This is a genomic window from Burkholderia sp. E168m22 (assembly GCF_001319805.1).
Lineage (GTDB): Bacteria > Pseudomonadota > Gammaproteobacteria > Burkholderiales > Burkholderiaceae > Burkholderia > Burkholderia orbicola.
The window spans coordinates 1-26248 of record NZ_BBSK01000114.1; the positions used below are offsets into that span (position 1 = coordinate 1).

Below are 26248 nucleotides of genomic sequence, written 5' to 3' on the forward strand. Positions count from 1 at the left end.
CGCGTCGGGCGCGCTCGACCTCACGTCGATCGTCACACGCACCGTGTCGCTCGAGGATGCCGTCGCCGACGGCTTCGACGCGCTGCTCGCCGATCGCGCGCAGATCAAGATCCTCGTTTCACCCGCGCAACGGCCGGCCCGTCGCGCGTCCACCACCGGGAGCATCGAGCATGAGTCGTCAGTGGGCGTTTGACGGGCAGTCCGTCGTGGTGACGGGCGGCACATCGGGCATCGGCGCGCGCACCGCGCTGCGGTTCGCGCAGGCCGGCGCATCGGTCGTCGCGCTCGGGCTCGACGCCACCGGCCCGCATGCGCCCGTGCATGCCGGTGTCCGATGCGTGGAACTCGACGTGGCCGACGGCGCGGCGCTGACGCGCACGATCGCCGCGCTGCCGCGGCTCGACGTGCTCGTCAACGGCGTGGGCATCAGCCGGCACGCGGATGAATACCGGATGGACCAGTTCGAGCACGTGCTGAACGTGAACCTGACGTCGGTGATGCGGGCATCCGACGCCGCGCGGCCCGCGCTGGCGGCCAACGGCGGCAGCATCGTCAATATCGCGTCGATGTACACGTACTTCGGCAGCAAGGACCGGCCCGCGTACAGCGCGAGCAAGGGCGGTATCGCACAGCTCACGCGTTCGCTCGCGCAAGCGTGGGCCGATCACGGCATCCGCGTGAACGCGGTCGCGCCGGGCTGGATCGACACGCCGCTCAGCAGCGCTCTGATGGCCGCCCCACTGGCATCGCGCCGCATTCTTGAGCGCACGCCGCTCGGGCGCTGGGGCACGGCCGACGAAGTCGCGGAAGTGATCCTGTTCCTGTGCTCGCCCGGCGCGTCGTTCGTCACCGGCGCGGTCGTGCCGGTGGACGGCGGATATTCGACGGTCTAGCGCGCGGCGCGCGGGCCGCGGAAGGTCGCCGGATCGACGCGACCTGCCGATACCCGTTGCGCACCACCGCTTCCTTTGACCGTCGCCGAACCGGGTTCGCCCGGTTCATGTTTCTTCATATCAATCAGTAGTCCAATTAAAAATATCCGGCTCGATCGGATCATGTGAGGAGCACTTTGGAGATGACGAAAAAGACCTTTCTGGCGCTCGCGGCCTGCACGTTTCCGGCCGCGGCGTTCGCGCAGAGCAGCGTGACGATGTTCGGGCTGATGGATACCGGCATCAGCTACGTCAGCAATCAAGGCGGCCACGGCGCCGCGAAATTCGACGACAACATCTTCTTTCCGAACCTGCTCGGCTTCGAGGGCAAGGAGGATCTCGGCGCGGGCACGCGTGCGATCTTCCGGCTCGTCAACCAGTATTCGCTCGGCAACGGCGCGATCATCGGCGGCGGGCTGTTCGCGCGCACCGCCTATGTCGGGTTGCAGAACGACCGGTACGGCACGCTGACGCTCGGCAACCAGTACGAATTCATGGTCGATGCGCTGGCCGCCAGCGGCAACGAGATCGCGCAGGATCTCGTCGGCCTGTACGGCTTTCGCAACGGGCCGTTCGATCGGCTCGCGCTGCCGAACAACCCGACCGGTGCGTTCGACTGGGACCGCGTCGCGGGCAGCAATCGCGTCGCGAATTCGGTCAAGTACACGAGCCCGTCGCTGTCGGGCCTGACCTTCGGCGCGCTATACGGTTTCGGCAACGTCGCGGGGTCGATCGGCGCGAACAACACGGTCAGCGTCGGCGCCAGCTACGACCACGGCCCGTTCGGCGCGGGCGCCGCCTATACGAACCAGAAATACGGCGCGGCCGACGGACTGCCGCCCACCAGCGTACGCAACTGGGGCGCGGGCGTGCACTACACGGTCGGTACGGTCACGGGCAAGGCGCTCTTCACGACCGTGCACAATGCGCGCAACGGCGCGGGCGCGTGGTCGGCGGAAGCCGGTGCCGCCTGGCGGCCGTCGCCGGTATGGGTGATCGGCGCGAGCTACACGTACATGAAAGGCAACGACACGCTCGACGACACGCACGCGCATCAGTTTCTCGCCGCCATCCAGTACTGGCTGTCGAAGCGCACGATGGTGTACGTGGCCGGTGTGCATCAACGTGCGAGCCACGGCGGCAACGCGCAGATCAACGGCGTGATGGACGCGAACGGCGCATCGAGCGGCGCGTTGCAGTCGATCGCGCGGGTGGGGTTCAGTACGCGGTTCTGATCCGGCGCGGACGCGAACGGTCGGCGTTCCGGCAGCCCGCGCTGTTCGCCGACAACGCGATTGCGCGCGCAGGTCACAGAAACAGCAGCGCCGGATTCAACGCCGTTTCGTCGCACGGCTGCGCGCGCCAACCCAGCGCCACCGGCACCGAATACAGTCGCCGCGCGCCGAAACGCGGCCAGAAATGGCACAGCCCCGGTGCGATCACCTGCACCACGGACAAGCCAATGTCGGGCCGCGTCTTGTCGACGACGAGCACGTCCATGCCGGCTGCCGCGATGCGCTCGACACACTCCGCGATCACCGCCGGTAACGACGCGGCATCGGGCCGCCGCCACGTCGAAGGCGTCGTTGCCGGCATACCTGCCGCCGGATACAGAAATCCGGTCGACGAAAGCGTGTCGCGATCCCATGGATGCGGCGCATCCGCCGCGATATCGAGCAACTGGTTGACTTCGGTCAGCGCCCGCTGCACCGCGATCCGGCCATCGGGATGACAGCCGAAACCGATCGAGAAACGCCCGTCCTGCGGATTCTCCGCGAGCGCGACCACGGTCGGCACCGCGAGATCGGTCGTGATGTCGAGCGCCCATACGCGCCATCCGAACGTCGCGTATTCGTGCACGAGCGCGTCGAAATACGGATCGTCGAAACCCGCGAGATCGATGCCGGGGCGCGCGATCCGGTTGTACCACCAGATCGCGACCGCATCGCGCTCGATCAACTCGAGCATGCCTTGCAGAATCGCCTCGTCGAGGCTCGAGCCGGCGGCGCAGCCGTTCGGGTTGTGCACGCAGGCGGCCGTGGCCTGCGCGCTGTCGGGCGTTTCCGCGTAGCAGTAGCTCAGCGGCACGAGGCGACGCCGGCCGTTCACGAGCGACCACGCAGGCGTCCAGTCGATCACGTCGTGCGACGTGAAGCGCGGCGGCACCTGCTTGCGCACATCGCGAGTCAACGCGTTGATCGCGTCGCGCGCGTCGAATTGCCGTTCGCTGAACTGCTGAAGCGCGTTCACATGGATCGGCTCGGCGTCGCAGGCCGGATCGGCGCGCAGGCTGTCGAGGCTGCCGGTCACCGTCGCCTCGTCGCCCTGATACACGCTGCTGAAACGTTCGAGCGCCTCGCACAGCGCGCTGGTACGGGCCTGCTCGTCGGTGCGGCCCTTGCCGGAGCAGAGCCGGTCGAACCGGTTGCTGTCCGGCACGGCGGCCGGGCATACGAGAAAGCCCGACGCATAGACCTTGCGCAGGCCCGCGTGCCGCTTCGGCATCGGATGCAGATACGCGATCGCGCCGCTGACCGGCGAGATCAGATGCGCGTGACGCGCGAACACCTGTTGCGGATCGGCGCTCCGGTAGCCGCCGTCCGTCCGCGCCAGCGGCGCATCCCCGGCGAGTCGCGGCGCCCGCGCCGCCTGCTCGCGCATCCACGCGGGATTCCCGCAGCACGGGCATTGCGGCCGCCTGACCACGCGATGCCGTTCGACGGCCAGCGTGTCGAGTCGATGCGCAACGATGTGCGTTTGCGCACGTTCCGCGACCGCGCGGTTGGCCGCGAGCTGCTCGACCGTCGCGGCCACGAGCGCGGCCGCGGCGGCGGCGGCCGCACGCGAGGCGGCCACCGGTACACGCGTCGCGTCGCTGCCGTGATGGCGCGCCAGCAGCGCCTCGACCGGCCGGTTGACGCGCATCCAGTAGCGCACGCATTCGATGCACGGCGCCTCGGCGAGCGCGGCGCCGCCGGCCAGCAACGGTCCGATCAGCGTCTGCACGCCGCCGGTCGCCACGACGAGCAGCGCACCGCCGCGCGCCGCCACGCGGGCGGCATACGCGGCGAGATCGTCGCGGTCGTGCGTATCGACGATCGCGACGGTCAGTTCGGCCTCCTTCGCGATGCCGATACCAGCCGCGTCGAACGCGCGCCGGAGCGCCGCACCGGCCGCACCGAACGTCTCCACCGCGACCCGCAGTTGGGCCATGCGCGCGCACGCGGCGTCGCCGTCGAGCCCGGTCCGTTCGAAGAAGCCGCGCGCCGCATCGTCGGCGTGCGGTGGATCGGCGCGCACGTAGCCGCGCCGCACCAGATGATCGAGCCGCGCGAGCACGTCCCATTCGCCGAACGTGCCGGCCAGCGACGTCACGATCTCGGCAATCGTCATGCGCGCCCGCAGGCACGCGGCGATCCGCACGAAGATCGCGCCGGACAGCATCGCGCGCCTGAATTCGTCGACGACGAACAGGGTCTCGGGCCCGGCATCGAGCACGAGCAGGTGCGGCTTGAAGCGCAATACGCGCGAAAGGTCATCGAGCATGCGTCGGGTTCCGTGCGACGGGTCGGACAAACGTCGCGCGGCCCCGGGCAACCGCCCAGGGCCATGCGACGGTGCGCGGGTCGGCCGCGCCCGGTCAACAGCAGGTGAACAGGTAACACGGCCCCGCGTCGCAGTAGGCCGCGAGCGCCACGGCCTCCTCGTCCAGGTGCGTCGGCTGCTCCGGTATGCCGACCGTCATCACGTTGCGCGGCAGGTTCCAGCTCCCGCCGCCTTTCCCGTCGCTCGTCCAGCCATGATCGCCGCCCGTCTTCTCGATGTCGATGTCGATGATCCACGGGCACTGATAGCCGAAGTATTTCGCGAGCGTATCCAGCGGCCGGTCCAGCAGTTCGGCCTTGAACGCCGGGTCGCGCCACGAGAGCGCGATCGCGCGCAGATAGACCTTCTGAAACTCCAGCATCGATTCGAGCGTCGGATTAGCGTTGTCCTTTGCCATGTCGGTTTCCCCGGAGTCATTCCATGATGGTGATGTGGTCCGCGTTGTACGCAGCCAGCGCCTGCGCGAACTGCGCGTCGTCCACCGGCGCGGGCGGCAGGTACAGCGTGAGCCTGTTTTTCTGGCCGGCCGTCCAGTCGCCGTTGACGGTTGGTGTCCACTCCGACGATTTGAGCTGCACCTTCAGGTCGAGCTTGAACGGAAAGTGATAGTCGAACTGCTCGCGCAATGCGTGGACCGGATCGGCTTCGAGCTTGTCGAGAAACGCCGGCGAATGCCAGGCGAGGGCGATTGCCCGGATGACGGTCGCGCGGTATTCGAGAAACTGTTCGTACGTCGGTAATCGAAGATCCTTGCTCATCTTTATGCTCTCCTGAATGACGGTTTGAACTGCTTACGGCAACGACTGCAACGTCGCTTCGGCGAGCCTGGCGATCCGGCCCATGCCCGCCGTCGTTGCAATTTCGACTGCGCGCCGGCACGCGTCCAGCGCGGCCACGCCGCCGCAACGCGGATCGGCGCGGCGCAAGTACTCGCCCTGCTTGAGCAACAGCTGGGCTTCGTAATACCGTTCGCCGCTCGATTCGCACCAGGCGAGGCACTCCCCGATCTGCGCGAGCGCCGCGTCATAGTCGCCGCGTTCGGCATCCAGCTCGGCAAGCAGCGACGCGTAGTAGGTCAGCCCGAGCAGGCCGCCCGACTGCCGCTGTGCGTCGAGATGCGCGACGACGCCCGCGCGATCGCGTTGCGTCCATGCATGAATGATCGCGGCGTAGTGCCCGACCGCGCGCAGCCGGTGCGCATCCGCCAGCCGGAGAATCGCCTCCGACACGGCTCGCGCCGCGTCGCGGTCGCCCGCGAGCTGATGCGTGCGCGCGAGGTACATCATCGTGACGCCGAGCGTCGGCAGATGATCGAGGCAGGTCGCGCAATACACAGCCTCGCGCGCCATCGCGAGCGACGGTTGCGGATCGTCGTCCATGCACCAGCGCACGCTGGCGAGCGACGCCATCGTCCACGCACGCGTATCGAGCCCCAGGATGCGCCGGTGGCCCGCGTCGCGCCGCGCGTCGTAGCCGGCCAGCACCGCGTCGAACGCGGCACGGGCGCGCGCATAGTCGCCGTCGACCCACAGGCTCATGCCGCGCATCGCGTCCGCCGCGACCTGCACGCCCGCCTCGCCGCGCTCGGTCGCGAGCGTGTCGAGCCGCTTGCCGATCCGGCGCACGGTCGGACGGTCGCCGGCGACGTGGTAGTAGGTCGACAGCGTCCACAACGCGCTGATCTCGAGCTCCGGGTCGTCGAGCGTCCGGGTCTGCCGCAGCAACTGCTCCGCATGCTCGCGTATCTGCGGATCGGCCCAGCCGAATCGCGCCATCGTCGCGTGCGTCAACGTGGCGCGAATGCGCGCACTGTCGTGCTCGCGCTGGGCGTGATCGGCGGTCGCGAGCCAGTCGAATACGGCCTGCCCGTAGCGAATCGCGTCGTCGTATCGCGAATGTTCGAGCGCACGCCGCGCCGCGTCGATGCCTTGGGCGATCGCGTCCGCGCACGCGCCGGCGCGCGCGAAGTGCCCGGCGATGCCGAACGCGTGCGCACCGGCGCCGCGATCGGCCCGCGCGAGCAGCGCACGGCCGACGCGCGCGTGGTTGCCGCGCCGCACCGCCGGCGGCATCGATTCGTATGCGGCGTCGCGAATCAGCGCATGGCGGAACGCATAGAACACGCGATCGCGCCGATGTTGCGCGTACACGATCCGCTCTTCGAGCAGCAGCCGCAGATGGGCATCGAGCGTGGAGCGATCATGCGGCGATGCATCGGCGAGCAGTTGCGCATCCACTTCGAGCCCGATGGTCGCGGCGAGCTGCGCGGTGTCGCGCGCGTCGTCGATCCGGTCGAAGGCCAGACCGAGCATGCCGCCGAGACTGAGCGGCAGCGGATAAGGGTCCGTTGCCGCGGGCCCGGCAAGCGGACCGTCCGCGCCGCTCACCGTCAGTTCGCGCGCGACGGCCTCGATGAACAGCGGGATGCCCGCGGTGCGATCGGCGAGCCGATCGAGCCACGCCGGATCGAACGCGCCCGGGCCGAGATGCGCCGACATCAGGCGTTGCGCGTCGTCGCGCGGCAGGCGGCGCAGCACCACGCGGTCGGCCGCGCCGCGCCAGCGCGCGAGCCTGTCGGGGCGCGACGTGAGCACGATGCACAGTGCCGCCGCGCGCGGCGAGCGCCGCAGATACGCGAGAAACTCCTCGGTCGAACGATCGAGCCACTGAACGTCCTCGATCACGAGCAGCACCGGCGCGCCGTTGCCGAGCGATACGAGCAGTTGCTCGAGGACGTCGAACAGCGCGTGCTGCTCGCGCGCGCTCGACCACAGGAGCCCGTTCGCGTCGCAGGGCAGCCCGAGCCAGGTCGCGAGCGCGACACGCGCCGCCGCATGGTCGCAATCGAGCGGCGCGATCATCGCGTCGATCGCCGCGAGCGCCACGCCCGGCGCGCGATCGGCATCGACGAGCCAGTGCGCGGCGATGAACCGCAGGACCGGAAACAGCGCATGATTCTCGCGTTCTGGCAGGCAACCGCACTGCGCGAACGCGTGGCCCCGGGTCCGCACGGCCTCGCACAGCTCGTGCACGAGCCGCGACTTGCCGAAGCCCGCCTCGCCGACGACGAGCCGCGGCACGCCGAGCGGCGCCGGCTCGCCGCGCAGCGCGCGACGATGCCGCCCGAGCGTGTCCTGCCACGCGCGCAGCAGTGCGTCGAACTCACGCGCGCGGCCGACCATGGGTGTCCGTCTGCCGGCGTCGAGCGAATCGAACGGCGTATCGGCGTGCCGCTCGCCAAGCAATTCATGAACCGGCTGCGACACCAGGCCCGCCCGTGCGAGCCGCAACGCGGTCGGCCGCGAATCGGCATGCCGTTCGAGCACGAGCCGCGCATCGTCACTGATCAGAATCTGTCCGGGGCCGGCCAGCCGCAGCAGCCGCGACGCCGCGGCGGGCGTCGAGACGCCCGACATGTGCGACGCATGCGCGAGCACCTGCCCGACGTGAATCGCGGCGGCCACTTCGACCCGCCAGCCTTCTTCACCCTCGGCAGCACGGCCGCCGGCGGCTGGCGGCACCGGCAACCGCGCGCGCCCGGCGACGCGCACCATGTCGAGCGCCGCCCGCACCGCCCGGCGGGCGGGCCGGTCGATGTCGCCTTGCAGGCCGAAATGGAACAGCAGCGTGTCGCCGAGCCGTCCGCCCGCATGCGCGCCGTAACCGACCGCGATATCGGCGCACTTCGTCAGCCACTGTTCCTCGTAGCCGTCGAGCGCCATGCCGTGCTCGGTGCCGGCATGGCGTTGGCGGCCCTCGCCGGCAATCGTCACGCAGCAGCACAGCGTGGTGATCTGCCGGTACTCGCCCACTTCGGCGAGCGTCTCGCCGCGCGGCGCAAGCGGGCGCGAACGCGCCTTCCGACCGGCGCGACCGGCGTCGAACTGGCCGACCAGCGCCGCGAAGTTGAGCGCACGAAACTGCGTCGCGAGCGCCTCGGCCGACGCGGCACGCTGCCGCGGATTCTTGTTCAGCGCGTGCCGCAGCACCGCGCCGAGCGGCAGCGACGCAATCGACGGCGGGAGCGCGACATCTACCGGGCTCAGTTGCTGATAGAGGATCTCGGCCACGCTGGCGCCCTGCATGACGACCTCGCCCGTCAGGCATTCGAGCACGATCAGGCCCCACGCATACAGGTCGCTGGCGGGCGTCGGCGGCTCGTTGCGCAATTGCTCCGGCGCGCAGTAGGGCGGCGAGCCGAGTACTTCGGTCGCGAGCGTCGCGGTCTGGCGCGCGATGTCTTCGGTGCCGGGCAGCAATGCGCCGATGCCGAAATCGAGCAGCTTCGCGTGCGGCCCGTCGTCGGCGACCGCGATCACGATGTTCTGCGGCTTCAGATCGCGATGCACGATGCCGCGCCGATGGGCGGCCGCGAGCGCGTCGAGCACCTGCGTCATCAGCCGCCCCGTGTCGATGGCCGACAGCGGCCCGTCCGCCGCGAGCCGGTCGCGCACCGTCCGGCCCTCGACCAGTTCGAATACGGCGAACAGCCGGCCGTCGGGCGCTTCGCCGCGGTCCAGCAGCGCGACGATGTTCGGATGCCGCAGCGCCTCGCACAGGCTCGTCTCGCGCCGGAAGCGCGCACGCCGGTGCATCCGCTCCGGCACGGTCAGCGCGGCATCGTCGCGCATCAGCTTGATCGCGACGGCGTGCCCCGTCTCGTCGCAGGTAGCCCGAAACACCACGCCGTTGCCCCCTTCGCCGAGCAGCGGGCCGAGCCGGTAATGCCATTTGCCGGCGAGCGTTGCAAAAGGCACCGCGTGCTTCGGCGGTTCAGGTGCATCCGGCCGGGCGAGGGCGCGGGATACGGTCGGCAGCACGGCCGGTTCTCCCGCGTTCACGGGCAATGGACGATCGGGCCCGGCACCGCGCGCGGCACGCCGATACGCGGCCCGGCGGCCGGCACCGACTCGCATTCGAGATGCTCGCCGCGCATCACCCGGAACGGCACATCGCCGAAACGGACGCTGCCGCGTCGGCGCTCGACGAGCTGGCTCGCACCGAGCCCCGGCAGCGCCGCGAACTGGCTCCGCGCGCGATGAATCTGCACGTTGACATGGGACGCGTCGATGCCGAGCATGCGCGCGAGCCGGTCGAGTTCGATCCACCCTTGCGTGGCGGCGTCGTAGCCGGCCTGCATGTCGGCCGAGCGGGCGCGGGCGAGCGTGACGAGGCTGTAGTGATGGGCGCGCTCGCCGAGGTCGACCACGCCGCCGCGGACATGCAGCAGCATGCGCACGTGCTCCTCGTTGCGGCTGACGAGGAATTCGAGCAATGGCGCCGGCGCGGCCGGATCGGCGGGGGCGGCGAGCATCACCGTCGAGCCGTGGCGCGCGAGCGCGAGACGCCACGCGAAGTCGCCGGTCGACACTTCGTCGCCGTCATGGAGCGCGCGCGGCGGCAACGTGTCGTCGCACAGCCATTCGCCGGCCGGCGAACGAACGATCGTGACCGGCTGCGCGGCAGGCACCGGCAGGATCTGGCGCGGCGCGAGCACGATCGGCGCGGCGGCACCGCGAATCGGCCACAGCGTATCGGCCGGATCGTCGAGCGACTCGACCCGCCACGGCGCGGTGCCGGCCCTGCCGAAGCGGATCACGTCGCCTTGCTGCAGCACCGCATGCTCGCCATCGCGCAGCGATACGCCCGATACCGACGTGCCGTTGCTGCTGTGATCGTGGAGTTCCCAGAGCCCGCCGACCCAGCGGATATGGGCATGGACGCGGGACACCGAGCCATCCCGGATGACCGTGTCGCAGCGCGCGTCGTCGCGGCCGAACACGTGATACGCGCGGAGCAGGCATGCGTCTCCGGAAGCGTCGTTCTTGAGTATCGCCATGGCCGCCCCGTGTCGGATTCGCCCGGATCGTTCGAGTGACGCATCGACGCTGCCGGGCAAGCGATTGATTCGATGATCGCGAACAGTGCCGCCCGTTCGCCGCCTCGTTACCTGTTTTTCTGGTCAGTTGCCTTGCCGGGCGTTACCCAAGCGCCGCGCGTCATTTCAGTAAATTGAATGGTCGATTACTTTGTTGTTTTAAAACCGAGCGCCTCGATGAAAATCCTGCCAAATAAAATCGTGCTCCGCAACCGGCATACCTGGATAACGATTTTATATTGCAATGCTTTACCTTTTCGATGAATTTTCGGGGTGCAAATAAAGGGTCGAAATTCTTCATCGCCGCCCGAGATGCCTCCAGTCATGCGCAAGGCCGGCACGACGAAATTGAACGACGGAGCGGGATAATTGATCTTTGCCCGCGCGGAAGTTTTGTTTGGCCGGTCGAAAATAAAACCGTTTCGATTTTATAAATAATTTTCTCTGGTGTTTTTATAATCGCCGCCGTTTAACTTATTCATGAATCACGTCGTGCCGCGGCAAATATCCCGCGATATAGTCGGCGAACGCAGGGGGTGTCGGCACGACAGTGCCTCGGGAATGGTCACCCGACGGCAGCGGCACGTGATGCGGCATCGCGCCCTCTGTTTATCGAGGAGCCATCCACCGGCGCCCTCGACGGAGCGCGCCCACGAACCACGCCGGCACCGGCCATCCACCACAGCCCCCACCACCATCCCGCCCTCAATAATCCCCTTGACGCTGTATCTTTCGATATATATCTTTAGATATGTTTTACGACATATAGGACACGATCATGCGACACAACCCCTCCCGCGGCCATGCCCGATGCGACGGTCATGGTGCGCATGCCGGCCCTGACTGGTTCGCCGGCGTCTTGCACGCGATCGGCCGCCATCGCCGCGGCCACGACCCGTTTGGCGGTGGCGGCCCGTTCGGCGGCCGGGGCGGACGCGGCGGCTTTGGCGATTTCGGCGACGACGGCATGCCGCGCGGCCGCCAGTTCAGCTCCGACGACCTCCAACTGCTGCTGCTCGCGCTGGTGGCCGAACAACCGAGCCACGGCTACGAACTGATCAAGGCGCTCGACACGCGCTCGAACGGCTTTTACAGCCCGAGCCCCGGCATGGTGTATCCGGCGCTCACGTACCTCGAGGAAGTCGGCTTCGTCGCGTCGCAGGCGGAAGGCAACCGCAAGCGCTATGCGCTGACCGACGCAGGCCGCGCACATCTCGACGCCCAGCGCGAACGCGTCGACACGCTGTTCGCCCGCCTCACGCACCTCGCCCGCAAGATGGAGTTCATGCGCCGCGCGTTCGCCGGGGAATCGGCGGGCAATGAAGCGCAGGACGAATCGCAGGCCGGCTGGCTGCCGGAATTCGTCGAGGCCCGTCTCGCGCTCAAGCGCGCGCTGCTGCACAAGAGCGCCGCCGATGCCGACGAACAGCGCCGCATCGCGGCCATCATGCGCCGCGCGACGGCCGAAATCGAAGGCGGCGCCGGCGCGTGATGCGCGCCGCCCCGTCACCACCCAAGGAGAACGGATTGATGCAGAACACGTCCGAGCGCACCGTGACCCGCGTGCGCCACACCCTCAAGTTCCGCCTGCTGCAGGTGCTGCGCGTGCATGCCGTGACGCCGCATCTGCTGCGCGTCACGCTCGGCGGCCCCGATCTCGCGGATTTCGAATCCGCATCGTTCGACGATCACGTGAAGGTCTTTTTCCCGCCGCCCGGCGCGGAACGCCCCGCGCTGCCGACGCTCGGTGCGAACGGCCCCGAGTTTCCGGCAGGCGAACCGAAGCCGGTCGCGCGCGACTTCACGCCGCGCCGCTTCGACCGCGCCGCCCGCGAACTCGATCTGGAATTCGTGCTGAACCATCCGGGCCCGGCATCGCAGTGGGCCGCGCAGGCACGCGTCGGCCAATGGCTCGGCATCGGCGGCCCGCGCGGTTCGTTCGTCGTCCCGACCGGTTTCGACTGGCATCTGCTGATCGGCGACGATACGGCGCTGCCGGCCGTCGCGCGGCGCCTCGAGGAATTGCCGGCCGGCGCGCGCGCGGCGGTCGTGCTGGAAGTCGCGGATCGCACCGCGCAGATCTCGTTCGATACGCGCGCCGACGTGCATGAAATCTGGCGCTTCCGCGCCGAAGCCGACGCGGCGGACGGCGACGTGCTGCTGAATGCCGTGCGCGATCTGCCTTTGCCGTCGTCCGGCGACGGCTACGTGTGGGCGGCCGGCGAAGCGCTGTCGATGCGCGCGGTGCGCCAGCACCTGACCGGCGAGCGCGGCGTCGACAAGTCGCGCATCCGCGCGGCGGCCTACTGGAAGCGCGGCGCGGCGGCCGTGCACGAAACGCTGGAAGACTGACCGGGAGCGCCCGCTCGACCGGCGGCCGAAACAATCGTGGCGCCGGCGCAGCGGTGGGCTTGGCACCGGCATCGCGGCTGGTATATATGTATGTCTGCGACGCCGCTGTCGGGCGACAGCCGCCGCAGCCCGTCCAGGAGCGCCCGGTCATGACAAAAGCAAGCCACGCTTCGCCTTTCCTTCGCCATCTGAAGATCGCCGGTTATTGCGGCCTCGCCGCGGTCGTCCTCGCGCTGTTCGTCGCGATGTGCGCGATCCTGAAGGAAAGCGCCCTCGACCGCGATGCCGCGCGGCATCCGGCCGATACGCCCGAACTGCACGACGCGAGCGACGGCCCGTCCGCCTCGGCCGAATCGGCCCGCACACCCGGCTCGCCCGGCTGACGGCGTCCCTGCCGCTGCGTTCCGCCTCGTTCCGCTTACGGCGCCTGCCGGCGTCCCATCACGACCGCATGCACCGAATCGCCGAGCCGTTCGAGCAGCGCGGTCACGCGTTGCCCGTACAGGTGCGCGGCCAGCGCGCCCACCGTGCCGACCAGCACGCCGCCCGCCATGTCGAACGGCCAGTGCACGCCCGCATAGATGCGCCCCCATGCGATCGCCACGGCCATCGCGGCCATCACGAAACCGGTGACCCGCGTCGTGCCGCCGAGCAGCAGGCCGACCGCCATGCTCCACGCGAACGTCATGTGATCGCTCGGAAACGAACTGTCCGGCGCGTGCGGAATCAGCTGCGTGCCGACGCCGGCCATGAACGGGCGCGGCGAGAACCAGACATGCCCGAGCACCTGCGCGAGCACGAGCGCCACGCAGACGCCGACCCCGGCTTCGATCGCCTGGCGCCGCGCGGGGCGCGCGCCGAAGAGCCAGGTCAGCAGCAGCATCGCGGGCAGCGCATAGACGAGCCAGTCGGCGGCGAAGATCGCGAGGCGGGCGACGCCCGGGTGCGGTGCACCGCCGGCGTTGATGGCGGAAAAGAGGGCGAGATTGAGGTTCTGCATGAATCCGGTTGCGTGGGGCGTAAAAGATCGGCCGGTTGCCCGGCCGGAGTCGAACGATGCTAGGGCGTGGCCGCTTAAGCGGTGCTTAATGCGGCCGCCGCCCGGGCGAGGCGCGCGCGGCGAACGCACTTAGAGCCTGCACTGCAACACAAGTTCACACAATTGTCATATTCCCGCGCGACCGTCTCCCGTAAGGGCTCACCACCTCTCCCGTAAAGACTCACCCTTTTCACATGAGGGCGTCATCGACGCCTGCGACCATCGCCCGGCCGGCACGCCGTCCAGGCCGTTTGTCTCATTCATCTCAATATTTACGCCGCAAATTATTCGAAATCGGCAACAATTAATTCCAGATGCGGCATCGCACAACGGCAACGCACAGGCATACGATTACGTCCACTCATCCACGAAGCGATCAACAACAAGGAGTCCGCATGAAACCCAGCGATGTCCGATCGAAAGCGTTTGCGATGCCGTTGACCAGCCCTGCCTTCCCGATGGGCCCGTACCGTTTCGTCGATCGTGAGTTTCTGATCATCACGTACCGCACCGATCCGGACCGCCTCCGTGAAATCGTCCCCGAGCCGCTGCAGGTCACCGAGCCGCTCGTCCACTACGAATTCATCCGCATGGCCGATTCGACCGGCTTCGGCGATTACACCGAAAGCGGCCAGGTGATCCCCGTCGAATACGAAGGCCAGCCGGGCGGCTATACGCTCGCGATGTATCTCGACGATCACCCGCCGATCGCCGGCGGCCGCGAGCTGTGGGGCTTCCCGAAGAAGCTCGCGTCGCCCACGCTGCACGTGAACACCGATCACATCCTGGGCACACTCGACTACGGCAAGGTGCGCGTCGCGACCGGCACGATGGGCTACAAGCACAAGGAACTCGACATCGACGAGCAGACGAAACGGCTCGCCGGCCCCAATTTCCTGCTGAAGATCATCCCGCACGTCGACGGCACCGCACGCGTCTGCGAACTGGTGCGCTATTACATGCAGGACATCAAGATGAAGGGCGCGTGGACGGGCCCCGCATCGCTCGAGCTGGCGCCGCACGCGCTCGCGCCGGTGGCCGATCTGCCGGTGCTCGAAATCGTCGAAGCGCGCCACCTCGTCGCGGATTTGACGCTGGGCCTCGGTGAAGTCGTCTACGATTACCTGGCTCAGTAACACGTCCGCAGTCCTTTCTCCCTGTCAATCCTTTCACCACGGGAATTCGAACATGAGCAACCTGAATGGCAAGACCGCAGTCGTCACGGGCGCCGCGAGCGGCATCGGCAAGGAAATCGCGCTGGAACTGGCCAAGGCAGGCGCGGCCGTCGCGATCGCCGACCTGAACCAGGACGGCGCGAACGCGGTCGCCGACGAGATCAACAAGGCAGGCGGCAAGGCGATCGGCGTCGCGATGGACGTGACCAACGAAGACGCCGTGAACAGCGGCATCGACAAGGTGGCCGAAGCGTTCGGCTCGGTCGACATCCTCGTGTCGAACGCGGGCATCCAGATCGTCAACCCGATCGAGAACTATTCGTTCTCTGACTGGAAGAAGATGCAGGCGATCCACGTGGACGGCGCGTTCCTGACGACGAAGGCCGCGCTCAAGCACATGTACAAGGACGATCGCGGCGGCGTCGTAATCTACATGGGTTCGGTGCACTCGCACGAAGCGTCGCCGCTGAAGTCGGCGTACGTGACGGCCAAGCATGGCCTGCTGGGCCTCGCCCGCGTGCTGGCGAAGGAAGGCGCGAAGCACAACGTGCGCTCGCACGTCGTGTGTCCGGGCTTCGTGCGCACGCCGCTGGTCGACAAGCAGATTCCGGAGCAGGCGAAGGAGCTCGGCATCAGCGAAGAGGAAGTGATCAAGAAGGTGATGCTGGGCAACACGGTCGACGGCGTGTTCACGACGGTGCAGGACGTCGCGCAGACGGTGCTGTTCCTGTCGGCGTTCCCGAGCGCCGCGCTCACGGGCCAGTCGTTCATCGTCAGCCACGGCTGGTTCATGCAATGAAGCCGCACGCCCGCACCGAAAAGCAGGCCGTGGATGCGGCGGACCTGCACCACGAAGCCGGCGCACCGGCCGCTGCGCGGTCGCTGCCGTACGAAACGATCGCGCTCGTCCTGCAGGGCGGCGGCGCGCTCGGCGCGTACCAGGCCGGCGTGTTCGAAGGGCTGCACGAGGCGGGCATTCCGCTCGACTGGATCGCGGGCATCTCGATCGGCGCGCTCAACACCGCGCTGATCGCCGGCAATGCGCCCGAGCATCGCGTCGAGCGCCTGCGTGAGTTCTGGGAAACGATCTGCCAGCCGGCGTTCTTTCCCGCGATTCCGGCCGCGTTCGAATTCGCGCTGTTCAACAGCATCGATCAGGTGCGCACGTTCTTCACCGCGTCGCAGGCCGCGAGCGCGATGATGCAGGGCCAGCAAGGGTTCTTCGTGCCGCGCTTCCCGCCGCCGCTGCCGGGCGTGGCCGATCATCCGCAAAAGATCAGCTGGTACGACACGTCGGCGCTGCGCACGACGCTGCTCAAGCTGTGCGATTTCGACCGGATCAATTCGGGCGAGACGCGCGTGTCGGTCGGCGCGGTCAACGTCGGCACCGGCAACTTCGTGTACTTCGACAACTCGCGCATCCGTCTCGCGCCCGAGCATTTCATGGCGTCCGGTGCGTTGCCGCCCGCGTTCCCGCCCGTCGAGATCGACGGCGAGTATTACTGGGACGGTGGTGTCGTGTCGAACACGCCGCTGATGGAAGTGCTCCGCGCCCGGCCGCGCTGCGATACGCTCGCGTTCCAGGTCGATCTGTGGAGCGCGCGCGGGCCGCTGCCGCGCACGATGGCCGACGTCGCCGAGCGCACGAAGGACGTGCAGTATTCGAGCCGCACGCGTTTCGTGACCGACACGCTGCAGCGCGAACAGCGCTACCGCAACGTGCTGCGCCACGTGCTCGAACAGGTGCCGGAAGAGCAACGCAAGAACGATCCGTGGTGCGTCGAAGCCGAAGCGATGTCGAGCGGGAAGAAGTACAACATCCAGCATCTGATCTATCAGCAGAAGGCGTACGAGCATCACTACAAGGACTATCAGTTCGGTCTGTCGACGATGCGCGACCACTGGTCCGCGGGTCTCGACGACATCCGCAAGACGCTCGCGGTGAAGGACGGCCTCGCGCTGCCCACCAACGACGCGGGCTTCGTCACGCACGACATTCACCGCCGCCGGTAATGCCGTGTGCAACGGGCCGGTGCGCTGCCTGCGCCGGCCCGTCCTCCTTTCCGATTCGACATGCCGATTTTCATTGCGCTATTCGCGCTCATCGCCCTCGGATGGGGCGCCGTTCACCTGTTTCACGTCATCGCCGCGCAGTTCGGCCAGCCGGTCGCGATCGCGGCCGCCGTGCTCGCCGCCGCGCTCCTGATCGCGTTGATCGCGTGGTGGCTCAAGCGCCGCCGCGACATCGCACCGAACACGAAGGAAGCAGGCTGGACGCATATCGTGCATCGCGCGTGGGGCGAGTTGCGCGTGTCCACGACGCAAGGGTTGCTGTGGCTGTCGCATGACAGCGCGGACGGCCGCTATACGCTGTCGCAGCTCGACGGTTGCGAGGCCGCGCCGATCGACGGCCGCTGGCATCTCGTCGTGCGCGTGCGCGACGCCGTGCGCGGCGAATGGAAGCTGCCGATGATGGACAAGCGCGATGCGCAGCGCTGGGCGCGCGTGCTCACGCTGGCGAAGGACAACCGGCTCTGAACCTGCGTTCAGGCCGTACGGCCCGCACGGGCCAGCCGCACGACGGCCCGCTATCGCGCGCCGAGCGCCCGCAGCGCATCGAGCACGTGCTGCGTGGCCCGTTCGACCGGGCCGGCCCGATGGGCGATCCCCAGCTCACGCCACAGCGCCGGACGTAGCGGCCGCATGACGATGCGCGCATCCGGCAGCGGGGCGCCCGCCTCGTGCGGCAGCAGCGTCGCGCCGTACCCCGCGGCGACCAGGCTCTTGATCGCATCGTTGTAGTTGAGTTCGATCCGCGGCACGGGCCGGTGGCCGCCGAGCGCGAACCATTCGGTCGTGAGCCGCGACAGGCGCGTCGTCGCATCGTTGAGAATCAGCGGCCGCGCGGCCAGATACGCCGGCGTCACACGGGCCGGAAGCGGCCAGTCCGCGGGCAGGAAAGCCATCACCGGGTCGCGGCGCCACGAGCGGATCGACAGCCCCGCGACCGGCGCTTGCGGCAGCGCGACCAGCCCGACGTCGAGCGTGCCCTGTGCAATGCGCGCCAGCGTGTCCTGCGACGTGAGCACCGCGATCTGCACGTCGATATCCGGATGCTGCGCGCGCAGTCCAGCCACCGCCTGCGGCAGCAGATGCGCGATCGCGCCGGTCGACGCGCCGAGACGCACGCGCCCGGTCAACCCCTGCACCTGTCGCTGCACGTCGTCCAGCGTCGATTCGACTTCCGCCAGCAGACGCCGCGCCCGCTCCACCAGCACTTCACCGATCACCGACGGGCGCACGTTGCCGCGCGTGCGCGACAGCAGCGGCGCGCCGACGCGGCTTTCCAGCTCGGCGACATGCAGGCTGACGGTCGGCGGCGCGAGATGAAGCCATTGCGCCGCCGCCACGAAGGAACCCTGGTCCGCGATCGCGACCAGCGTACGCAGACGGTCCAGACTGATCTCGCGCATCACACTCCTCTCGTTCAGGAAATCTGAATCAGACGATCAGCAAATTCAACTTTTCCTATTCTAGGCGTTCGGTGGACGATACGGTTTCCCCGACGACCGAACGCGACGAGCACGACCATCATGAGCTTCCCCACTGTCTTCATCGACGGCGACCAGGGCACGACCGGGTTGCAGATTCACGCGCGTCTGCGCGACCGCACCGACGTGCGGCTGCTCACGCTTCCCGCCGCCGAACGCAAGGAGGCGGCGCGGCGCGCCGATGCACTCAACGCGTGCGATATCGCGATCCTGTGCCTGCCCGATGCGGCCGCGCGCGAAGCGGTCGGCTTCATCCGGAACCCGGCGGTACGCGTGATCGACGCGAGTTCGGCCCATCGCACGCAACCCGACTGGGTCTACGGCTTTCCCGAGATGGCCGACGGACACGCACACGAGATCGCGCATGCGAAGCGCGTGACCAATCCCGGCTGCTACCCGACCGGCGCGATCGGCCTGCTTCGTCCGCTGCTGCAGGCCGGGCTGCTGCCGCGCGACTACCCGGTGAGCATCCATGCGGTGTCCGGTTACTCGGGCGGCGGGAGAGCCGCCGTCGACGCATTCGAATCGGGCGACGCCGCGGCACGCGCGTTGCCGCTGCAGGTCTACGGCCTCGCGCTCGCGCACAAGCACGTGCCCGAGATCCGGCAGCATGCGGGGCTCGCGCACCGCCCGTTCTTCGTGCCGGCCTACGGTGCCTATCGGCAAGGCATCGTGCTCACCATTCCGATCGAGCTGCGCCTGCTTCCGGCCGGCGTGACGGGTGAGCGGCTGCATGCGTGTCTCGCGCACCACTACGCGGACGCCCGTCACGTCGATGTGATGCCGCTCGCGGACGCACGCGCGGCAACGCATCTCGATCCGCAAGCGCTGAACGGCACCAATGATCTGCGGCTCGGCGTGTTCGTCAACGCGAACGGCGGGCAGGTGCTGCTGTCCGCCGTGTTCGACAATCTCGGCAAAGGGGCATCCGGCGCCGCCGTGCAGAATCTCGACCTGATGCTCGGCGCGCGACACGCGGCGTGACGCTCCGCAGGCATCGTCGACGATGCCTGCGCACGCCCCCGTAAAAGCTCACCTTTAGCCGGTTTCAGGCCGTATCGTCACCCGCCGCGGCATTCAGGCCGGCCAGCGTCTCCACCAGAAAATCCACGCACACGCGCACCTTCGCCGACGCCGCGACGCGTTCCGGGTACACGGCCCAGATGTTCGCGGGCTGGGTCGCGTCCGGCAGCACGCGACACAGTTCGCCGCGTTCGATCAGCGGCCCGGCCTCCCAGATCGAGCGCAGCACGATGCCGCGTCCGGCCAGCGCCCATTGCACGGCCACCTCGCCATGGTTCGTCGACAGCGCGCCGCCAACCTTCACCGTGACCGTTTCCCCGCGCACATTCAGCCGCCATACGCCGAACGGATGATCGCGCTCCTTGATCGCGAGACAGTCGTGCGATGTGAGATCGGCGAGCGAGCGCGGCGTGCCGCGTCGGGCGAGATAGTCTGGCGACGCGCACAGCACGCGATGGTTCGTGGCAAGGCGGCGCGCGATCAGGTGATCGGCGATCTCGTCGCCGATGCGCACGTCGAGGTCGTAGCCTTCGCCCGCCACGTCGACGAGCCGGTCGAACAGATCGAGCCGCACATTCAACTGCGGATAGCGCGCGCTGAAGTCGAGCAGCGCCGGCGCGACGACGTGCCGGCCGAAGCCGAAGCTGCTCGACATGCGCAGCGTGCCGCGCGGCACCGTGCGCGTGGTCGACACGTCCTCGACGAGATGATCGACGTCGTCGAGAATCTTTTCGGCGCGCGCGAACACGCGTTCGCCGGCGTCGGTGACCGTCATGCGGCGTGTCGAGCGATGCAGCAGGCGCGTGCCGAGCTGCGCCTCGAGCATCGCGACGCGCTTGCTGACGTACGCGGGCGACACGGCGAGCTGCTCGGCGGCCGCGCTGAAGCTCGCAAGGCGGACGACCAGGCTGAACACGCGCAGGTCGTCGAGGTTCGGCGATTTATTCACGATTCGTGGAAAGTCGATTAACTTTTGAGCGATTTTAATCCAGATGGAAACAAATAGAATGACGTGACGGGCCCCTGCCTTTCCGGCAGCCGGCCAATCAGCCAAGGAGATTTGCATGACCGACAGGACTTACAGGATTGCCGTGATCCCCGGCGACGGCATCGGCCGCGAAGTGATGCCCGAGGGCCTGCGCACGCTCGCCGCCGTGACCGCGCGCTTCGGCGTGCGCTTCGACTTCGTCGAGATCGACTGGGCGAGCTGCGACTACTACGCGCAGCACGGCACGATGATGCCGGACGACTGGAAGGCGCAACTGTCGGGCATGGACGCGATCCTGTTCGGCGCGGTCGGCTGGCCGGCGACGGTGCCCGATCACATTTCGCTGTGGGGCTCGCTGCTGAAATTCCGCCGCGAATTCGACCAGTACATCAACCTGCGGCCCGCGCGCCTGTTCGACGGCGTGCCGTCGCCGCTCGCCGGCCGCCGCCCGGGCGACATCGATTTCATGATCGTGCGCGAGAACACCGAGGGCGAATATTCGTCGGTCGGCGGCACGATGTTCGAAGGCACCGAGCGCGAAGTCGTGATGCAGCAGTCGATCTTCACGCGGCACGGCACCGAGCGTGTGCTGAAATTCGCGTTCGAGCTCGCGCAGCGGCGCGCGAAGCGCGTCACCGTCGCGACCAAGAGCAACGGCATCGCGATCAGCATGCCGTGGTGGGATGCGCGCGCGGCCGAGATGGCCGAACGCTATCCGGAGATCGCGGTCGACAAGCAGCACATCGACATCCTGTGCGCGCGCTTCGTGCTGCAGCCGGACCGCTTCGACGTCGTCGTCGCGTCCAACCTGTTCGGCGACATCCTGTCGGATCTCGGGCCGGCCTGTACGGGCACGATCGGCATCGCGCCGTCGGCGAACCTGAACCCCGACCGCACGTTCCCGTCGCTATTCGAGCCCGTGCACGGTTCCGCGCCCGACATCGCGGGGCAATACATCGCGAATCCGGTCGCGATGATCTGGTCGGCGGCGATGATGCTCGACTTCCTCGGCAACGGCACGGGCCGCGAACGCGAAGCGCACGATGCGATCGTCGCCGCGATCGAGGACGTGCTGCGCACGGGGCCGCGTACCCGCGATCTCGGCGGCAATGCGGGCACGCAGGAAGTGGGCGAGGCGATCGCCGCGCGGATTGCGGGGTGAGAGGTGAGGGTCGTGCCCGGCGCTGGCGCCGGGCGGCCCTTCGTGAATCGGCTGCGGTGAGCGATACACGATGCGGTTGCGCACGTGTGCCGACTTTGACGATGCGGCGGCGGTGAACATCGAGCGGTGAGCAACGCCCTATCGCAGCGCGCACTGCTTGCGCGATTTTTCGTTGAAAGTCGCAAGATGATTCGATCGGTGAGTTGCACGTCGCGCTCGCACACACCGATCGGCAATGCACGATCGCTTCGATGCGATCGGTGAGATGCATCACGCAGGAAAGCACACCGCTGCACGTCGACATCTGCGCCGCTTTACCCCTGCGACGTCGCGTCGATCCGTTCAATGCACCCAGTTCGACGCGGCATTTCACCTCGTCCCGAAAAGTCTCACCTTCAGCGGGCGGCTCCCGAATTTCCTCACCATTGAAGCTTGGTGATGCGTTCGCCGATCCGTTGAACGCGTGCGCGCATCATCACAGCCCGAGATCGGACAGCCCCGGATGATCGTCCGGACGACGGCCGAGCGGCCAATGATAAAGACGGTCCGCCTCGCGAATCGGCAGATCATTGATGCTCGCGTGACGATGCGCCATCAGGCCGTTTTCGTCGAACTCCCAGTTCTCGTTGCCGTACGAACGGAACCAGTTGCCCGCATCGTCGTGCCACTCGTACGCAAAGCGCACCGCGATGCGATTGCCGCCGAACGCCCACAGCTCCTTGATCAGCCGGTAGTCGAGTTCGCGCGCCCACTTCCGCTGCAGCAGCCCGACGATCTCGTCGCGGCCCGTCACGAATTCCGCGCGATTGCGCCAGCGGCTTTGCGGCGTATAGGCGAGCGACACGCGTTGCGGGTCGCGCGTGTTCCACGCGTCCTCGGCGGCGCGCACTTTCTGGCGCGCCGTGTCGAGCGTGAAGGGCGGAACGGGCGGACGAACTTCGGGGGAAGCGGACATGGGTAGCTCCTGTTCAGGGTTCTGGCCGCGAACGCACGCAGCCGGTTCGGATTCGCTGCGTCGGCTACCGCGAGGCGGTGTCGAGCAGCAGTTCAGCCGTCGCGCGGGCATCGCGTGCAGCGTTTGCATCGCCACTGACGAGCGCCACGCCGATCGCGCCGTCGATCAATACGAGCCACTGACGCGCGAGGCGCGCGAGCCCGCGGCGCTCGATGCCGGTTTCGTCGGCATAGGCGTCGAGGCGCTCGCGCACGAATGCCAGCAGGCGCGCCTTGTGCATACGGGCGACGACGCGCACGGGATCGTCGGCGTCGGGTATCTCGCCCGACGCGTTCAGGAATGCGCAACCGTGGAAGTCGGGCTGCCCGAACCAGTCGCGCAGCACATCGAACATGCCGAGCAGTTGCGCGCGCGGCGCCTTGCCGCGCGCCAGCGTGCCGTCGACGAACCAGCGCATCCAGCGCTCGTCTCGCCGCTCGAGCGCGGCGACCACCAGTGCTTCTTTCGATTCGAAATGCGAATAAAAGCTCTTTCGCGCCGCGCCGGATCGCTTGACGATCGCGTCGACACCGGTCGCATGGATGCCGCCGGAGTAGATCAGCGCTTCGGCCGCGTCGAGCAGCCGGTCGCGAACGCCCGGTTCGCCGGAGGAGTCGAGAAGTGTGTTCATGGGGTTTACGGTAGAACGATCGTTCTCCGCCGTCAATGCCTGGATGAAAAGGCCCTGCCGGTGGGAAGGTTGAATCGTGCCTGAAGCGTCTGCTCGTCCTGACGAGTCTTCAGCTCGATTCGCGCTGATTGAATGGTGAACGGATCAAGTGGTGGCCTGCGCACCGGTCGAGGCCGATCGATGTCGATCGCATCGCCTATCAGTGAGGCGCAACGCTGTGTGCAGCTCACGGTTGATGTCCCGATTCGGCGCGATGTCGCATACGGCGGCAAGCAAACGCCCGCCTGCCAGGCGAAGCAGGGAAGTGTGTGGAAGAAGGAAAAGCAGGCGCCGAATGGCGTGACGAGAAGAAGCGAGGTGGCTACCGACAGGTGAAGCGGACGTGAAATCGCCATTCACCGATGCGGGATCGCGCGGCGATTCGGCACGCACACACAGCTCCCGAATAATCTCACCTCAAGCGCTGAATCACGCGTTCCGACGCGCAACGATGCGCGTGCAAACGAAAACAGGGCAGGCGGCGATCGCGCCGCACTGCCCCGTCTCGACACTCACTCGACTCAGGCCGTCCAGTCGAGAATCACCTTGCCGCTTTCGCCGGACAGCATCGCGGCGAAGCCTTGCTCGTAATCATCGGCCGCGAAACGATGCGTAATGATCGGCGACAGGTCGAGGCCGCTCTGCAGCATCGCGACCATCTTGTACCAGGTCTCGAACATCTCGCGACCATAGATGCCCTTGATCTCGAGCCCCTTGAAGATCACCTGGTTCCAGTCGATCGCCGTCTGCGCGGGCGGGATGCCGAGCAGCGCGACCTTGCCGCCGTGGTTCATCGCCTCGAGCAGGCTCGTGAACGCGCTCGGCACACCTGACATCTCGAGCCCGACGTCGAAGCCTTCGGTCATGTGCAGGTCGGCCATCACGTCGCGCAGCGACTCGCGCGCGACGTTGACCGCGCGCGTCGCGCCCATCTTGCGTGCGAGTTCCAGCCGATAGTCGTTGATGTCGGTGATGACGACGTTGCGCGCGCCGACGTGCTTCGCGATCGCGACGGCCATGATGCCGATCGGGCCCGCGCCGGTGATCAGCACGTCTTCGCCGACGAGGTTGAACGACAGCGCCGTATGCGTCGCGTTGCCGAACGGATCGAAGATCGACGCGAGATCGTCGGAGATCTCCGGCGGAATCTTGAACGCGTTGAACGCCGGAATCGCCAGGTATTCGGCGAACGCGCCTTCGCGGTTCACGCCGACGCCCACCGTGTTGCGGCACAAATGCCGGCGCCCGGCGCGACAGTTTCGGCAGAAACCGCACGTGATGTGACCTTCGCCGGACACACGATCGCCGATCGCGAAGCCGCGCACTTCCTGCCCCATCTCGACGATCTCGCCGACGTATTCGTGGCCGACGTGCATCGGCACCGGAATCGTCTTCTGCGCCCAGTCGTCCCACTTCCAGATATGGATGTCGGTGCCGCAGATCGCCGTGCGGCGGATCTTGATCAGCACGTCGTTGTGGCCGACTTCGGGACGCTTCACGCGCGTGAGCGTGAGGCCGGGGCCGCGTTCGAGCTTTGCCAGTGCTTTCATGGTCGCGCCTCCGTCAGATGATGCCGAGCGACTTGCCGACGCGCACGAACGCGGCGACCGTCTGGTCGACCTGTTCGGGCGAGTGCGCGGCGCTCATCTGCGTGCGGATGCGCGCACGGCCGCGCGGCACGACGGGGAACGAGAAGCCGATCACGTAGACGCCTTCGCCGAGCAGCTTGTCGGCCATGTTCGTCGCGAGCTGCGCGTCGCCGAGCATCACCGGGATGATCGGATGCGCGCCGGGCACGAGCGTGAAGCCGGCTTCGGTCATCTGCTTGCGGAACCGCGCGCCGTTCTCGCGCACGCGCTCGCGCAGCTTCGCGCCTTCGTCGCTGCCGAGCAGTTCCAGCACCTTCAGCGACGCCGCGGCGATGCTCGGCGTGAGCGTGTTCGAGAACAGATACGGACGCGAGCGCTGGCGCAGCAGCTCGATCACCTCGCGACGTGCGGCGACATAGCCGCCCGAGGCACCCCCGAGCGCCTTGCCGAGCGTGCCCGTGATGATGTCCACGCGACCTTCGACGCCGCAGTGCTCGGGTGTGCCGCGGCCGTGCGTGCCGATGAAGCCGACCGCATGCGAATCGTCGACCATCACGAGCGCGCCGTAGCGATCGGCGAGATCGCAGATGCCTTTGAGGTCGGCGATGATGCCGTCCATCGAAAACACGCCGTCGGTCGCGATCAGCTTGTGGCGCGCGCCAGCGGCGTCGGCTTCCTTGAGCTTCGCCTCGAGGTCGGACAGATCGTTGTTCTTGTAGCGAAAACGCTTCGCCTTGCACAGGCGAATGCCGTCGATGATGCTCGCGTGATTCAGTTCGTCGCTGATCACCGCGTCGTTCTCGTCGAGCAATGTTTCGAACAGCCCGCCGTTCGCGTCGAAGCAGCTCGAATAGAGGATGCTGTCCTCGGTGCCGAGAAACGTGGCCAGCGCGCTTTCCAGTTGCTTGTGGACGGTTTGCGTGCCGCAGATGAAGCGCACCGATGCCATGCCGAAGCCGTCCTGGTCGAGGCCGGCCTTCGCCGCGTCGATCAGGCGCGGATCGTTCGCCAGACCCAGATAGTTGTTCGCGCAGAAATTGAGCACGCCGGCACCGCCGGCGAGCCGCACGGCTGCCGCCTGGGGACTCGCGATCTCGCGCTCGGTCTTGTAAAAACCGTCCGCGCGGATCTGGTCGAGCGTCCCGCGCACCTGGGCGAGAAAGGCATCACGCATCGCAAAGCTCCTGACAGGGTTTCGCATTCCGCAGCGCACCGCTCGTGGCGGCGCAACGGCCTGCTACTGTTATAGTCGGTCGTTCGGTTGACCGCATTTATCCGATATTCCGAAC

The 26248-nt window shown here is 67.6% G+C and carries 24 protein-coding genes and 1 pseudogene; 13 read left to right on the forward strand and 12 right to left on the reverse strand.

Annotation, left to right across the window (positions count from 1 at the left end):
• From AP428_RS26985 to AP428_RS26995, 3 genes and pseudogenes are all read left to right on the forward strand, one after another.
• Window positions 1-193 (forward strand): annotated as a pseudogene (locus AP428_RS26985) (butanediol dehydrogenase); the annotation flags it as partial.
• A complete protein-coding gene (locus AP428_RS26990) occupies window positions 171-893 on the forward strand; it encodes an SDR family NAD(P)-dependent oxidoreductase (RefSeq protein WP_011548726.1) in 723 nt (240 codons plus the stop codon). The pseudogene AP428_RS26985 and the gene AP428_RS26990, both read left to right, overlap by 23 nt.
• 182 nt (window positions 894-1075) lie before the next feature.
• Entirely contained in the window at window positions 1076-2167 is a 1092-nt protein-coding gene (locus tag AP428_RS26995; RefSeq protein ID WP_011548727.1) for a porin, read from the forward strand.
• A 73-nt stretch (window positions 2168-2240) separates the two neighbouring features.
• Here AP428_RS26995 and AP428_RS27000 read toward each other — a convergent pair whose 3' ends face one another.
• The 5 genes from AP428_RS27000 to AP428_RS27020 all read right to left on the reverse strand — a co-directional run bounded on the left by AP428_RS27000 (window position 2241) and on the right by AP428_RS27020 (window position 10377).
• Window positions 2241-4478 (reverse strand): TOMM precursor leader peptide-binding protein, encoded by a 2238-nt coding sequence (locus tag AP428_RS27000; RefSeq protein ID WP_011548728.1) that lies wholly within the window; start codon window positions 4476-4478, stop codon window positions 2241-2243.
• A gap of 94 nt (window positions 4479-4572) precedes the next feature.
• Window positions 4573-4935 (reverse strand): BMA_0021/BMA_0022 family TOMM bacteriocin, encoded by a 363-nt coding sequence (locus AP428_RS27005; protein ID WP_006480160.1) that lies wholly within the window; start codon window positions 4933-4935, stop codon window positions 4573-4575.
• Between the two features lie 16 nt (window positions 4936-4951).
• Window positions 4952-5296: a BMA_0021/BMA_0022 family TOMM bacteriocin gene (locus AP428_RS27010; protein ID WP_011548729.1), complete on the reverse strand. Its 345-nt coding sequence runs from the start codon at window positions 5294-5296 to the stop codon at window positions 4952-4954.
• Between the two features lie 33 nt (window positions 5297-5329).
• Entirely contained in the window at window positions 5330-9379 is a 4050-nt protein-coding gene (locus AP428_RS27015) for a TOMM system kinase/cyclase fusion protein (protein WP_011548730.1), read from the reverse strand.
• Window positions 9376-10377 carry an FHA domain-containing protein gene (locus tag AP428_RS27020; RefSeq protein ID WP_011548731.1) on the reverse strand — a complete coding sequence of 334 codons (1002 nt, stop codon included), beginning with the start codon at window positions 10375-10377 and terminating at the stop codon, window positions 9376-9378. The genes AP428_RS27015 and AP428_RS27020 overlap by 4 nt, the downstream gene beginning before the upstream one ends.
• Window positions 10378-11194: 817 nt before the next feature.
• On the opposite strand from AP428_RS27020, the gene AP428_RS27025 reads away from it, so the two are divergent.
• The 3 genes from AP428_RS27025 to AP428_RS27035 all read left to right on the forward strand — a co-directional run bounded on the left by AP428_RS27025 (window position 11195) and on the right by AP428_RS27035 (window position 13151).
• Complete coding sequence (locus AP428_RS27025; protein WP_011548732.1) at window positions 11195-11908, forward strand: PadR family transcriptional regulator; 714 nt, start codon at window positions 11195-11197, stop codon at window positions 11906-11908.
• Between the two features lie 38 nt (window positions 11909-11946).
• Entirely contained in the window at window positions 11947-12768 is an 822-nt protein-coding gene (locus tag AP428_RS27030; protein ID WP_011548733.1) for a siderophore-interacting protein, read from the forward strand.
• Window positions 12769-12917: 149 nt separating this feature from the next.
• The gene (locus tag AP428_RS27035; RefSeq protein ID WP_011548734.1) at window positions 12918-13151 is read left to right on the forward strand and encodes a hypothetical protein; all 234 of its coding nucleotides are present in this window, start codon (window positions 12918-12920) and stop codon (window positions 13149-13151) included.
• A 35-nt stretch (window positions 13152-13186) separates the two neighbouring features.
• On the opposite strand, the gene AP428_RS27040 is transcribed toward AP428_RS27035, so the two are convergent.
• Window positions 13187-13768 (reverse strand): undecaprenyl-diphosphatase, encoded by a 582-nt coding sequence (locus AP428_RS27040; protein ID WP_011548735.1) that lies wholly within the window; start codon window positions 13766-13768, stop codon window positions 13187-13189.
• A gap of 434 nt (window positions 13769-14202) precedes the next feature.
• On the opposite strand from AP428_RS27040, the gene AP428_RS27045 reads away from it, so the two are divergent.
• Genes AP428_RS27045 through AP428_RS27060 form a run of 4 tightly spaced genes read left to right on the forward strand, consistent with a single transcriptional unit; the run spans window position 14203 to window position 17520 of the window.
• Window positions 14203-14943 (forward strand): acetoacetate decarboxylase, encoded by a 741-nt coding sequence (locus AP428_RS27045; RefSeq protein ID WP_011548736.1) that lies wholly within the window; start codon window positions 14203-14205, stop codon window positions 14941-14943.
• Window positions 14944-14995: 52 nt separating this feature from the next.
• Complete coding sequence (locus tag AP428_RS27050) at window positions 14996-15781, forward strand: 3-hydroxybutyrate dehydrogenase (RefSeq protein WP_006480179.1); 786 nt, start codon at window positions 14996-14998, stop codon at window positions 15779-15781.
• Window positions 15778-16995, forward strand: coding sequence for a DUF3734 domain-containing protein (locus tag AP428_RS27055; protein WP_011548737.1), 1218 nt, complete (start codon window positions 15778-15780; stop codon window positions 16993-16995). The genes AP428_RS27050 and AP428_RS27055 overlap by 4 nt, the downstream gene beginning before the upstream one ends.
• 60 nt (window positions 16996-17055) lie before the next feature.
• A complete protein-coding gene (locus AP428_RS27060; RefSeq protein WP_011548738.1) occupies window positions 17056-17520 on the forward strand; it encodes a hypothetical protein in 465 nt (154 codons plus the stop codon).
• Between the two features lie 50 nt (window positions 17521-17570).
• On the opposite strand, the gene AP428_RS27065 is transcribed toward AP428_RS27060, so the two are convergent.
• Window positions 17571-18455, reverse strand: coding sequence for a LysR family transcriptional regulator (locus AP428_RS27065; RefSeq protein WP_011548739.1), 885 nt, complete (start codon window positions 18453-18455; stop codon window positions 17571-17573).
• Window positions 18456-18575: 120 nt separating this feature from the next.
• On the opposite strand from AP428_RS27065, the gene argC reads away from it, so the two are divergent.
• On the forward strand, window positions 18576-19517 hold the full coding sequence (gene argC, locus AP428_RS27070; RefSeq protein WP_011548740.1) for an N-acetyl-gamma-glutamyl-phosphate reductase: 942 nt from the start codon (window positions 18576-18578) through the stop codon (window positions 19515-19517).
• A gap of 64 nt (window positions 19518-19581) precedes the next feature.
• Here the strand turns inward: argC and AP428_RS27075 are convergent, their stop codons facing one another.
• Window positions 19582-20505 (reverse strand): LysR substrate-binding domain-containing protein, encoded by a 924-nt coding sequence (locus AP428_RS27075; protein WP_011548741.1) that lies wholly within the window; start codon window positions 20503-20505, stop codon window positions 19582-19584.
• Between the two features lie 115 nt (window positions 20506-20620).
• Here AP428_RS27075 and AP428_RS27080 point away from each other — a divergent pair, with 115 nt between their 5' ends.
• Window positions 20621-21706, forward strand: a complete 1086-nt coding sequence (locus AP428_RS27080) for a tartrate dehydrogenase (protein ID WP_011548742.1) — start codon at window positions 20621-20623, stop codon at window positions 21704-21706.
• Between the two features lie 475 nt (window positions 21707-22181).
• Here AP428_RS27080 and AP428_RS27085 read toward each other — a convergent pair whose 3' ends face one another.
• Window positions 22182-22661 (reverse strand): nuclear transport factor 2 family protein, encoded by a 480-nt coding sequence (locus tag AP428_RS27085; protein ID WP_011548744.1) that lies wholly within the window; start codon window positions 22659-22661, stop codon window positions 22182-22184.
• A 64-nt stretch (window positions 22662-22725) separates the two neighbouring features.
• Window positions 22726-23331 carry a TetR/AcrR family transcriptional regulator gene (locus AP428_RS27090; protein WP_011694925.1) on the reverse strand — a complete coding sequence of 202 codons (606 nt, stop codon included), beginning with the start codon at window positions 23329-23331 and terminating at the stop codon, window positions 22726-22728.
• Window positions 23332-23511: 180 nt separating this feature from the next.
• On the opposite strand from AP428_RS27090, the gene AP428_RS36035 reads away from it, so the two are divergent.
• Window positions 23512-23706, forward strand: a complete 195-nt coding sequence (locus AP428_RS36035; RefSeq protein ID WP_226292220.1) for a hypothetical protein — start codon at window positions 23512-23514, stop codon at window positions 23704-23706.
• 185 nt (window positions 23707-23891) lie between these two features.
• Here the strand turns inward: AP428_RS36035 and tdh are convergent, their stop codons facing one another.
• Together tdh and AP428_RS27100 are read right to left on the reverse strand one after the other, a co-directional pair.
• On the reverse strand, window positions 23892-24920 hold the full coding sequence (gene tdh, locus AP428_RS27095; protein ID WP_011548747.1) for an L-threonine 3-dehydrogenase: 1029 nt from the start codon (window positions 24918-24920) through the stop codon (window positions 23892-23894).
• A gap of 13 nt (window positions 24921-24933) precedes the next feature.
• On the reverse strand, window positions 24934-26133 hold the full coding sequence (locus tag AP428_RS27100) for a glycine C-acetyltransferase (protein ID WP_011548748.1): 1200 nt from the start codon (window positions 26131-26133) through the stop codon (window positions 24934-24936).
• Between the last annotated feature and the right edge of the window lie 115 nt (window positions 26134-26248).

Excerpts from the sequence above, each read along its gene's own strand:
- AP428_RS26990 (WP_011548726.1), top strand. The coding sequence starts at position 171 with ATGAGTCGTCAGTGGGCGTTTGACGGGCAGTCCGTCGTGGTGACGGGC.
- AP428_RS26995 (WP_011548727.1), top strand. The coding sequence starts at position 1,076 with ATGACGAAAAAGACCTTTCTGGCGCTCGCGGCCTGCACGTTTCCGGCC.
- AP428_RS27000 (WP_011548728.1), bottom strand. The coding sequence starts at position 4,478 with ATGCTCGATGACCTTTCGCGCGTATTGCGCTTCAAGCCGCACCTGCTC.
- AP428_RS27005 (WP_006480160.1), bottom strand. The coding sequence starts at position 4,935 with ATGGCAAAGGACAACGCTAATCCGACGCTCGAATCGATGCTGGAGTTT.
- AP428_RS27010 (WP_011548729.1), bottom strand. The coding sequence starts at position 5,296 with ATGAGCAAGGATCTTCGATTACCGACGTACGAACAGTTTCTCGAATAC.
- AP428_RS27020 (WP_011548731.1), bottom strand. The coding sequence starts at position 10,377 with ATGGCGATACTCAAGAACGACGCTTCCGGAGACGCATGCCTGCTCCGC.
- AP428_RS27025 (WP_011548732.1), top strand. The coding sequence starts at position 11,195 with ATGCGACACAACCCCTCCCGCGGCCATGCCCGATGCGACGGTCATGGT.
- AP428_RS27030 (WP_011548733.1), top strand. The coding sequence starts at position 11,947 with ATGCAGAACACGTCCGAGCGCACCGTGACCCGCGTGCGCCACACCCTC.
- AP428_RS27035 (WP_011548734.1), top strand. The coding sequence starts at position 12,918 with ATGACAAAAGCAAGCCACGCTTCGCCTTTCCTTCGCCATCTGAAGATC.
- AP428_RS27040 (WP_011548735.1), bottom strand. The coding sequence starts at position 13,768 with ATGCAGAACCTCAATCTCGCCCTCTTTTCCGCCATCAACGCCGGCGGT.
- AP428_RS27045 (WP_011548736.1), top strand. The coding sequence starts at position 14,203 with ATGAAACCCAGCGATGTCCGATCGAAAGCGTTTGCGATGCCGTTGACC.
- AP428_RS27050 (WP_006480179.1), top strand. The coding sequence starts at position 14,996 with ATGAGCAACCTGAATGGCAAGACCGCAGTCGTCACGGGCGCCGCGAGC.
- AP428_RS27055 (WP_011548737.1), top strand. The coding sequence starts at position 15,778 with ATGAAGCCGCACGCCCGCACCGAAAAGCAGGCCGTGGATGCGGCGGAC.
- AP428_RS27060 (WP_011548738.1), top strand. The coding sequence starts at position 17,056 with ATGCCGATTTTCATTGCGCTATTCGCGCTCATCGCCCTCGGATGGGGC.
- AP428_RS27065 (WP_011548739.1), bottom strand. The coding sequence starts at position 18,455 with ATGCGCGAGATCAGTCTGGACCGTCTGCGTACGCTGGTCGCGATCGCG.
- argC (WP_011548740.1), top strand. The coding sequence starts at position 18,576 with ATGAGCTTCCCCACTGTCTTCATCGACGGCGACCAGGGCACGACCGGG.
- AP428_RS27080 (WP_011548742.1), top strand. The coding sequence starts at position 20,621 with ATGACCGACAGGACTTACAGGATTGCCGTGATCCCCGGCGACGGCATC.
- AP428_RS27085 (WP_011548744.1), bottom strand. The coding sequence starts at position 22,661 with ATGTCCGCTTCCCCCGAAGTTCGTCCGCCCGTTCCGCCCTTCACGCTC.
- AP428_RS27090 (WP_011694925.1), bottom strand. The coding sequence starts at position 23,331 with ATGAACACACTTCTCGACTCCTCCGGCGAACCGGGCGTTCGCGACCGG.
- AP428_RS36035 (WP_226292220.1), top strand. The coding sequence starts at position 23,512 with ATGTCGATCGCATCGCCTATCAGTGAGGCGCAACGCTGTGTGCAGCTC.
- tdh (WP_011548747.1), bottom strand. The coding sequence starts at position 24,920 with ATGAAAGCACTGGCAAAGCTCGAACGCGGCCCCGGCCTCACGCTCACG.
- AP428_RS27100 (WP_011548748.1), bottom strand. The coding sequence starts at position 26,133 with ATGCGTGATGCCTTTCTCGCCCAGGTGCGCGGGACGCTCGACCAGATC.